9 protein-coding genes and 1 tRNA gene are annotated in these 9,212 nt (G+C 40.4%); 2 read left to right on the top strand and 8 right to left on the bottom strand.

Going from position 1 to position 9,212, the window contains the following annotated elements:
- Nucleotides 1-427: 427 nt before the first annotated feature.
- The 5 genes from rplS to ffh all read right to left on the bottom strand — a co-directional run bounded on the left by rplS (nt 428) and on the right by ffh (nt 3,940).
- Nucleotides 428-781: a 50S ribosomal protein L19 gene (gene rplS / locus ACTH6U_RS21150; protein ID WP_294107341.1), complete on the bottom strand. Its 354-nt coding sequence runs from the start codon at nt 779-781 to the stop codon at nt 428-430.
- 42 nt (nt 782-823) lie between these two features.
- Nucleotides 824-1,588: a tRNA (guanosine(37)-N1)-methyltransferase TrmD gene (gene trmD, locus ACTH6U_RS21145; RefSeq protein WP_294107339.1), complete on the bottom strand. Its 765-nt coding sequence runs from the start codon at nt 1,586-1,588 to the stop codon at nt 824-826.
- A gap of 38 nt (nt 1,589-1,626) precedes the next feature.
- Nucleotides 1,627-2,175, bottom strand: a complete 549-nt coding sequence (rimM, locus tag ACTH6U_RS21140; RefSeq protein ID WP_294107338.1) for a ribosome maturation factor RimM — start codon at nt 2,173-2,175, stop codon at nt 1,627-1,629.
- 18 nt (nt 2,176-2,193) lie between these two features.
- Nucleotides 2,194-2,442 (bottom strand): 30S ribosomal protein S16, encoded by a 249-nt coding sequence (gene rpsP / locus ACTH6U_RS21135; RefSeq protein ID WP_294107337.1) that lies wholly within the window; start codon nt 2,440-2,442, stop codon nt 2,194-2,196.
- Nucleotides 2,443-2,578: 136 nt separating this feature from the next.
- A complete protein-coding gene (gene ffh, locus ACTH6U_RS21130) occupies nt 2,579-3,940 on the bottom strand; it encodes a signal recognition particle protein (protein WP_294107336.1) in 1,362 nt (453 codons plus the stop codon).
- Between the two features lie 417 nt (nt 3,941-4,357).
- Here ffh and ACTH6U_RS21125 point away from each other — a divergent pair, with 417 nt between their 5' ends.
- Together ACTH6U_RS21125 and ACTH6U_RS21120 are read left to right on the top strand one after the other, a co-directional pair.
- A complete protein-coding gene (locus ACTH6U_RS21125) occupies nt 4,358-5,149 on the top strand; it encodes a cytochrome C assembly family protein (RefSeq protein WP_441833084.1) in 792 nt (263 codons plus the stop codon).
- Between the two features lie 52 nt (nt 5,150-5,201).
- Nucleotides 5,202-6,488, top strand: a complete 1,287-nt coding sequence (locus ACTH6U_RS21120) for a CNNM domain-containing protein (RefSeq protein ID WP_294107334.1) — start codon at nt 5,202-5,204, stop codon at nt 6,486-6,488.
- A gap of 89 nt (nt 6,489-6,577) precedes the next feature.
- On the opposite strand, the gene luxS is transcribed toward ACTH6U_RS21120, so the two are convergent.
- The 3 genes from luxS to ACTH6U_RS21105 form a co-directional block, all read right to left on the bottom strand.
- Nucleotides 6,578-7,093, bottom strand: coding sequence for an S-ribosylhomocysteine lyase (gene luxS, locus ACTH6U_RS21115; protein ID WP_294107333.1), 516 nt, complete (start codon nt 7,091-7,093; stop codon nt 6,578-6,580).
- A gap of 153 nt (nt 7,094-7,246) precedes the next feature.
- A complete protein-coding gene (gene gshA / locus ACTH6U_RS21110; RefSeq protein WP_294107332.1) occupies nt 7,247-8,806 on the bottom strand; it encodes a glutamate--cysteine ligase in 1,560 nt (519 codons plus the stop codon).
- 184 nt (nt 8,807-8,990) lie between these two features.
- Nucleotides 8,991-9,067 (bottom strand) — tRNA-Arg (locus tag ACTH6U_RS21105).
- Nucleotides 9,068-9,212: the final 145 nt, after the last annotated feature.

Genomic DNA, 9,212 nt, shown 5'->3' with positions numbered 1-9,212 from the left:
ACATACACAAGTATGTGACTTGCGTGGCTGAATGAAGCCAACACCGCCACGGCGCAAAATATGGCTTATTAACTCTATTTATATTTATTCTATTTATTCTAAATAGTTCGTGTTGTGGCTAGGCGGCAAAGTGAAGACAGCGCAGGGAACATACACAAGTATGTGACTTGCGTGGCTGAATGAAGCCAACACCGCCACGGCGCAAAATATGGCTTATTAACTCTATTTATATTTATTCTATTTATTCTAAATAGTTCGTGTTGTGGCTAGGCGGCAAAGTGAAGACAGCGCAGGGAACATACACAAGTATGTGACTTGCGTGGCTGAATGAAGCCAACACCGCCACGGCGCGAAATATGACGAATATAAAAAGGCCCGCATACGATGCGGGCCTTATCTTATAACTTTCGGATGTAGCGAAAGCGTATTATTTGGCGTTCAGACGCTCTTTAATACGAGCAGCCTTACCAGAACGCTCACGCAGGTAGTACAGTTTAGCTCTGCGAACAGCACCACGGCGTTTAACAGCGATGCTATCTACGACTGGTGAGTGAGTTTGGAATACACGCTCAACACCTTCGCCGTTAGAAATTTTACGAACAGTGAATGCAGAGTGCAGACCGCGATTACGAATAGCAATAACCACGCCCTCAAATGCCTGCAGACGTTTTTTAGAGCCTTCAACGACCCATACCTTAACTTCCACGGTATCACCCGGACGGAATGAAGGTAAGTCTTGCTTCATCTGCTCTTGTTCAATTTGTTTAATAATGTTGCTCATAATAATTCTCTTACCCTAGGTAAACTGATATGTTTAGACAACTTAATTGTCTAGATTCATTTGTTGCTCAGACTGATATTCATTTTGAAATTCAGTCAGCAACATCCTCTGCTCGTCAGTCAGAGCTAGGCTTTTCAGAAGATCAGGTCTTCTAAGCCAGGTTCGGCCAAGCGATTGTTTCATGCGCCAGCTATTTATTCGTGCATGATTCCCTGAAAGTAGTACTTCCGGAACCTGCATATCGTCTAACACTTCAGGGCGAGTATAGTGAGGACAATCCAACAAGCCATCAGCAAAAGAATCTTCTTTAGCAGAGGCTTGATGCCCAAGTACTCCAGGTATAAACCGAGAGACTGAGTCTATCAACACCATAGCAGGGAGTTCCCCACCACTGAGAACGTAATCACCGATTGACCATTCTTCATCAACTTCGGTTTGAATGATCCGCTCATCAATACCTTCATAACGGCCACAAACTAGAATTAACTTCTCGCTTGTTGCCAACTCACAAACTCCGTCTTGACTAAGTTTGCGCCCTTGAGGAGAAAGATAAATAACCTTTGCACCTGCACCGGCCTCAGTTCGTGCTGTCTGGATTGCATCCTTTAACGGTTGCACCATCATCAGCATGCCTGGACCACCACCATAGGGGCGATCATCGACTGTTTTATGGTTATCGTGTGTAAAATCTCGCGGATTCCAACACGACACAGTCAGCAGGCCGTTCTTAACTGCCCGACCAGTTACCCCGTACTCGGTTATTGCGCGGAACATTTCGGGAAACAGGCTAATTACACCAATCCACATGACTTAGTCCCACTCATTAACACCGTTCAACCGGAGATTTAAAAACCAGGATCCCAATCCACTTCAAGAAGTTTAGCATTGAGATCGACATTCTTGATAACCTGCCCATCAAGATACGGAACTAACCGTTCCTTGATACCGAATGCATCTTTTAAATTCGCCTTGATAACCAGTACATCATTTGAACCAGTTTCCATCATATCTACAATGATACCAAGGTCATACCCTTCTAACGTAACTACATGACAGCCCATAAGGTCTTTCCAGTAGTACTCGTTATTGTCTAATTTAGGAAGTTGAGATGAATCAACGACAATTTCAAAATTAGTCAAAAGGGTTGCTTCGTCGCGGTCATTAAACCCACTTAGCTTGACAATGACATCCTTGTTGTGATGTTTCCAATCTTCAATCTCAAGATGTTGCCATTGACCTGAACGTTGGATAAACCAAGGTTGATACTCAAAAATACTTTCAGCATGTTCGGTGGAAGAAAAAACTTTGAGCCAACCACGAATACCATATGCGGCCCCTAGTTTTCCCAAAATAATTGGGTTCGTAGGAGGCAGTAGTTTAGTTTGCTTGCTCATTGTTACCACCGTGACAGATTAAGCTGCTTGTTTAGCTTGTTTGACCAGTTGTGAAACACGGTCAGAAATAGTCGCACCTAAACCAACCCAGTGCTCAATACGGTCAAGATCTAAACGTAGTTCTTCTGCTTGACCTGATGCGATCGGGTTAAAGAAACCGATACGCTCGATAAAACGACCGTCACGCGCATTGCGGCTATCAGTTACAACGATTTGATAGAACGGACGTTTTTTAGCGCCGCCACGAGATAAACGAATTGTTACCATAACATCCTCATTAGTTAATAAAACAACCAGACTCCATCGAGGGATAGAGTCCGGTTGTTATATAAAAAGCCCGAAAAGTTTACTCACTTTGACGCAAAAATCAACCAAAAGTGCATATTGTTTGAGGCTTTATTGCTTAACGCCCCGGAAATCCCGGAGGCATCATACCCTTCATACCGCGCATCATCTTGGCTAAGCCGCCTTTTTTCATCTTTTTCATCATGCGCTGCATATCATCAAATTGTTTTAAGAGGCGATTAACCTCTTGTACTGTTGTACCAGAACCAGCTGCAATACGACGCTTGCGTGAACCTTTGATAATTTCAGGTTTTGCCCGCTCTTTACGCGTCATTGAGTTGATCATCGCTTCCATACGAACAGTAATTTTATCATCCATTTGGGATTTAACGTTATCGGGTAGTTGGGACATGCCTGGCATTTTGCTCATCATGCTTGCCATACCACCCATATTACGCATTTGTTTTAACTGACTTAAAAAGTCGTTTAAATCAAAGCCATCACCTGTTTTAAGCTTTTTAGCCAGTTTTTCTGCTTCATCGCGGTCAACTTTGTGCTCAATCTCTTCAATAAGAGATAAAACATCGCCCATACCTAGGATACGGGAAGCTACGCGCTCAGGGAAGAATGGCTCAAGTGCTTCTGTCTTTTCACCAACCCCTAAGAACTTAATTGGCTTACCAGTAATAGCACGAATAGATAATGCTGCACCACCACGAGCATCACCATCGACTTTAGTTAAAACAACACCGGTCAGTGGTAGTGCTTCATTAAACGCCTTTGCAGTATTGGCAGCATCTTGACCAGTCATCGCGTCTACGACAAACAATGTTTCTACTGGGTTGATAACACGATGAACTTCTTTAATTTCATCCATCATCGCTTCATCAACGTGCAAGCGACCCGCAGTATCCACTAATAGCACATCATAAAACTGAAGTTGTGCGTGTTTTAATGCTTTTTGTACGATAGTAACGGGTTTTTCTTGAGTATCAGAAGGGAAAAAATCAACACCAACTGATTCAGCTAATGTTTCCAACTGCTTAATCGCCGCAGGGCGATAAACGTCAGCGGAAACCACTAAAACTTTTTTCTTTTGTTTTTCTTTTAAGTGCTTACCTAGTTTTGCAACGCTGGTTGTTTTACCCGCACCTTGTAAACCAGCCATCAAAACAACAGCTGGCGGTTGGGCAGATAAATTTAACTGATGGTTTTCTTCTCCCATCGCCCGCGTAAGTTCATTTTGAACGATTTTAATGAACTCTTGACCAGGAGTAAGACTTTTATTGACGTCTTGCCCTACTGCGCTATCTTTAACTTTCTGAATAAAATCACGAACAACTGGTAAAGCGACGTCGGCTTCAAGTAAAGCCATACGCACTTCGCGCAATGTATCTTTAATGTTTTCATCAGTCAGACGTCCGCGCCCGCTGATATTGCGCAAAGTGCGCGATAGTCTGTCAGTTAAATTATCAAACATATGTATTAGCTCAATTCTGTTTATGGGCCTAAGTTACAACCTGATATGGTTGCTAATACGATTAATTACAAGTCATTAAATACGGGTTCTACATTACAAGGTATTTGATGTCATAATTAAAAAATAACGATTTGCTTATCATTAATTCAATATGTAAATCGATTACAGCAAAAGCTAACCCTAAAAATAATTTGGCTAGTGTATCATATCCGATGTTTTTCCGCTGCTCTGTGTTTTGATCTGATTTTACAGGTTATTATGGATTTACTTTTATCATTAATGATCAATTAAGCAGTATCATGAAATGCTATCTACAACTAATTATACGTCGTTCAAGCGACCAATGGTTGGAGCCTACCCTTGCACGAGTTATACTGTAAATAACTTTCCACTAAAAATGAATAACGACACTATACTATGCCCGTATTTGCAGTCATAGCAGTTTGTACATACATGATCAGCCTACTGCTGATTGTTCCTAGTCAGGTTCGTAAGCAGCCTCTATATCGCCGACTAGCTCTTTTATTAGCCATTATCGCGCTGATAACTCATGCTATTACTCTAAAACTACTCATCTTTGGTGAGTCTGAAGGACAAAACCTCACATTACTCAATTTGGGTTCTGCGGTTAGTTTACTGATGTGTGTGATTATGACTGTTGTCTCCTACTGGGGACGAGCTTGGTATTTAACACCTGTCGTTTATAGTTTTGCGATTATCAACCTGATGCTTTCAACCATCATGCCTGGCGAATTTATTACACACTTAGAAGCCAGCACACCATTATTTATTCATATCGGTTTAGCATTATTAAGTTATGCGACCTTACTCATTGCGGCTTTATACGCATTTCAAGTGGCAATTATTGACCATCAGCTTAAAAATAAGACACTTAAGTTTAGTTCTGATATGCCACCAATGATGGTTGTTGAAAGAAAAATGTTTCATATCACCCAAGTTGGGGTAATTTTGTTGACCCTGACACTGTGTACTGGATTTGTTTATATGGATAATATTTTCGATAAAGAAAATATTCATAAATCTGTGTTATCAGTTATTGCATGGTTTGTTTATATCACCCTGCTTTGGGGACATTTCCATGGTGGATGGCGAGGGAAACGGGTTTTATTTTTCCACGTTGCCGGCTCAATTATTTTAACCATGGCTTTTTTCGGTAACCGTCTGTTACAACAATTTATGATCGCTTAGTTTTTGGCTTAATACTCAATTATGCCGATAAATTGCAATAAGGAATCTTGTTTTGGATGATGTGTCTACAAGTACGCTAATCATCATACTGATAGTTTTAATTTTTTCATCAGCCTACTTCTCTGCATCAGAAACTAGCATGATGACGCTAAACCGCTATCGTTTAAAGCACTTAGCTAAGCAAGGCAATCGCTCTGCAATACGCGTCGAAAAGCTATTACAGCACCCCGATAAGCTATTAAGCCTTGTGCTTATCGGTAATAACCTCATTAATATTGTCGCATCTGCGCTTGCAACAATCATCGGTATACGCCTCTATGGTAATGCTGGTGTTGCTATAGCAACGGGTATTCTCACCTTTGTTATTTTAGTTTTTGCTGAAGTCATGCCTAAAACTATCGCGGCGCTCTACCCTGAAAAGATAGCCTTTCCAAGCAGTTATATATTAAAACCACTTCAAAAAATCATGACGCCAATTGTATGGATGTTCAATGCAATTACGGCCATCTTTATGCGTTGTTGTGGCATAAAATCATTGGTGATTCGCAGTGATGCAGTTAATAAAGAAGAACTGCGAACAATTGTTAATGAATCAAAAAATAAATTAAGCCGTCGAAATCAAGACATGTTGATTTCTATCCTAGATTTAGACAAGGTCACTGTCGGTGACATCATGCTACCAAGGAATGAAATTGTTGGGATTGACGTCAATGATGATTGGAAATCAATTGTCAGACAGCTTACCCACTCGCCTCATGGCCGTATTGTGCTTTATCGTGATTCTCTTGATGATGCTATCGGTATTCTCCGGGTACGTGAAGCCTATCGATTAATGGTAGAAAAACAAGAATTTAATAAGCAAAATTTAATCAAAGCCGCTGATAATATTTATTTTATTCCCAACAGCACTCCCTTAAATCTTCAGCTTGTTAACTTTCAACATAACAAAGAAAAACTTGGGATTATTGTTGATGAGTATGGTGAGATCCAAGGCCTAATTACCGTTGAAGATATTCTGGAAGAAATAGTGGGTGACTTTACAACTTCAATGTCTCCGTCTTTAGCAGAAGAAGTTATGCCTCAAAGCGACGGTAGCGTACTTGTGGATGGCTCGGCTAATATTCGCGAGCTGAACAAGGCTTTTGATTGGAATCTCCCTATAGAGGGTCCTAGGACCATTAACGGGATGGTGTTAGAGGCTATTGGCGATATTCCTCAACCAAATGAGCAAATTTTGATTGGCCACTATGTTATCGAGGTCTTGCTAGTAAGTGATAATATCGTCAAACAGGTAAGGATCAGTCCATTAGCATTCAATGCTCAACCTCCTGAATTTTAACTTGTTTAATTTGTTACGCTATTTCATACAAATAGAGCCTTAAATGATTTAAGGCTCTATCTTTTTGAATCAATTATTGTATCCAATAATTAAACATGTAATTGCGCTAACTTATCTTCTGGAAGTGCTAAGTCGTCGTTTTTATTAATACCAATTTTTGTATTAATCACATTACGGGCGATTTGCTGTGCTTCTTCCAATGAGTGCATTTGGCAAGTTCCACACTGATAAATATTTAATTCAGGAATTTTATTTTGATCTTTGACGTTCAAAACATCCTGCATAGCGGCTTTCCAAGCATCTGCAACACGCTGCTCGTCAGGCTGACCGATTAAACTCATATAAAAGCCTGTACGACATCCCATTGGCGAGATATCAATAATTTCAACACCATTACCATTTAGATGGTCACGCATGAAACCTGCAAACAAATGCTCTAGAGTATGAGTCCCTTTTTCAGTCATTGCTTCTTGATTTGGAACGGTAAAACGCAAATCGAATACGGTGATCGTATCACCGCTCGGCGTTTGCATGGTTTTTGCCACGCGAACAGCAGGTGCAGCCATACGCGTATGATCTACAGTAAAACTGTCTAATAACGGCATTTCGTGACCTCCTAGAAGATAAAAAAATATTTATAGAATAAATGAAACTATTTAAAAAATACGCAGTCTGAATTACTGAAAGACGCACATTTTTATTATCATCCCTGATTCTCTAAGATTTTTTATTTGGCCACTTAATGTGGCCATTTTCTTTTAACGTCCTGCGTGCGTATGCAGGTAGTCTTCAAAACTTTCCGTTTCGTTTTGTTCCATCAACGCTTGCTTTTCAATTGAAGCCAATCGAGCTTGTTCAAATTGCGCTTCTGTGATCACTTCGTAAGGTTCATTAATTAACTGCTCAAAATATTTCTCAGCTAGTTCTAAACCATAACCACCGATCCCTTTATCCAACATTTCATCCATCACTAATGCCGAATATGTCAAAGTTGGATCTTCAAACATCGCCACGAACTGATGACAAACTTCCTGATATTTTTCATCACAGCAAGTATCCAAAACTTCAGCAACACGAATAAGATCTTTAAAAAGTTGCTGTCCGACTTCAACGAGAGGCTTAACTTCACTACCACAGCCTAAACCAATTACTTGTCCCGGTTTTCGACCTTCAAGGATCACTCGATTCCAATTTTGACGACTACAATCTAACTCCTGAGCATTCATCTCAGGTGCATCAGCAAGTACGCACCATATTAAGAATAGATCAACAAATCGAGCTTGTGTTTCATTTACACCAATTGCACTAAATGGGTTGATATCGAGAGAACGCACTTCAATATATTCAATACCACCGCGGATTAGCGCATCCGAAGGCGATTCGCTGCCTTTTGGCACACGCTTAGGACGAATTGGTGCGTATAACTCATTTTCAATTTGTAGCACATTCGTATTTAACTGAATGTACTTACCCTCTTTCTTCACACCAAGTTGTTTAAATTCTTCAGATGGCTTGTGAATCGCTTTTTTAAGACTTTCGACATATTCCTCTAAATGATTAAACGTGATGTTTAAATCACTTTGAGATTTATTGGTATAACCAAGATCGCTCATTCGCAATGATGTCGCATATGGCAAGTAATACGTACCACATTCGGTTTTATTGAAAGTTAGCATGGTGTCTCTATCTTTAAGGAAAGAGCCACAAATAGCGGGTGATGCGCCGAATAAGTATGGAATAACCCACCCAAAGCGATAGTAGTTTCTAATAAGGCGCAAATAGCCATCAGAAATCTTATCTTTACCGCTTTCTTCGTCTTCTACCCCTGCCCAAGCTTGCCAAAACTCAATAGGTAAAGAGAAATTATAATGCACCCCTGCAATTGTCTGCATCAATGCACCGTAACGATTTTTTAACCCTTCACGATAAAGTGTTTTAAAACGTCCTACATTGGAAGAACCATATTGAGCAAGCGTAATTTTTCCTTCGCTTTCAATAAAGCACGGCATACTCAAAGGCCACATTCTTTCATCTTTAAGATGACGAGCAGTATAACGATGCAAATCTCTCAAAAATGCTAAATTATGGCTGATGCTTTTATCTACAGGTGTAATAAACTCAAGTAACGACTCTGCAAAATCTGTCGTGATCCACTTATGTGTTAGCGCCTTTCCTAGCGCTTCAGGATGCAATGTCTCTGCAATAGAACCTGTTGGAGTAACACGCAAGGTTTCACGCTCAATACCGCGTTGAATGCCATTGAGTGCTTTTGGGTGCGCCTCTAACCATGAGAGCGCTTTAGATACGTCCGGGATCAAATCGACCTCCCGCCTGTGATTTAGTTTTATGTTATTAAGGCAATTACTTTAGCTTAAATCACATAAATTGTCGCTGTCTAGATGTGTGGTTTATCGATGAATGGTGTAATAGATAGGTAAGTGAATGTGATATGCAAAATTTTAGATAAAAAAAAACTCCTCAATATGAGGAGTTTCTTAATGATGGTGCAACCGGGAGGATTCGAACCTCCGACCGCTCGGTTCGTAGCCGAGTACTCTATCCAGCTGAGCTACGGATGCATAATTTTTTATGTCGATAATCAATCGACTCTCAGGAATAAGAAATTAAGGGTAAATATTATATTGATATACTAGATTTTCTAGCCAAGAAATGGTGCATCCAGGAGGATTCGAACCTCCGACCGCTCGGTTCGTAGCCGAGTAC

Source organism: Providencia sp. (assembly GCF_052096715.1).
Taxonomy (GTDB): Bacteria; Pseudomonadota; Gammaproteobacteria; order Enterobacterales; family Enterobacteriaceae; genus Providencia.
Note: the sequence above shows the minus strand (reverse complement) of the source record. Positions and strands in the feature narration are given on the sequence as shown.

Bases quoted from the DNA above. Each gene is read 5' to 3' on its own strand.
- ACTH6U_RS21125 (WP_441833084.1), top strand. From the start codon at position 4,358: ATGCCCGTATTTGCAGTCATAGCAGTTTGTACATACATGATCAGCCTA.
- ffh (WP_294107336.1), bottom strand. From the start codon at position 3,940: ATGTTTGATAATTTAACTGACAGACTATCGCGCACTTTGCGCAATATC.
- rplS (WP_294107341.1), bottom strand. From the start codon at position 781: ATGAGCAACATTATTAAACAAATTGAACAAGAGCAGATGAAGCAAGAC.
- luxS (WP_294107333.1), bottom strand. From the start codon at position 7,093: ATGCCGTTATTAGACAGTTTTACTGTAGATCATACGCGTATGGCTGCA.
- rimM (WP_294107338.1), bottom strand. From the start codon at position 2,175: ATGAGCAAGCAAACTAAACTACTGCCTCCTACGAACCCAATTATTTTG.
- trmD (WP_294107339.1), bottom strand. From the start codon at position 1,588: ATGTGGATTGGTGTAATTAGCCTGTTTCCCGAAATGTTCCGCGCAATA.
- rpsP (WP_294107337.1), bottom strand. From the start codon at position 2,442: ATGGTAACAATTCGTTTATCTCGTGGCGGCGCTAAAAAACGTCCGTTC.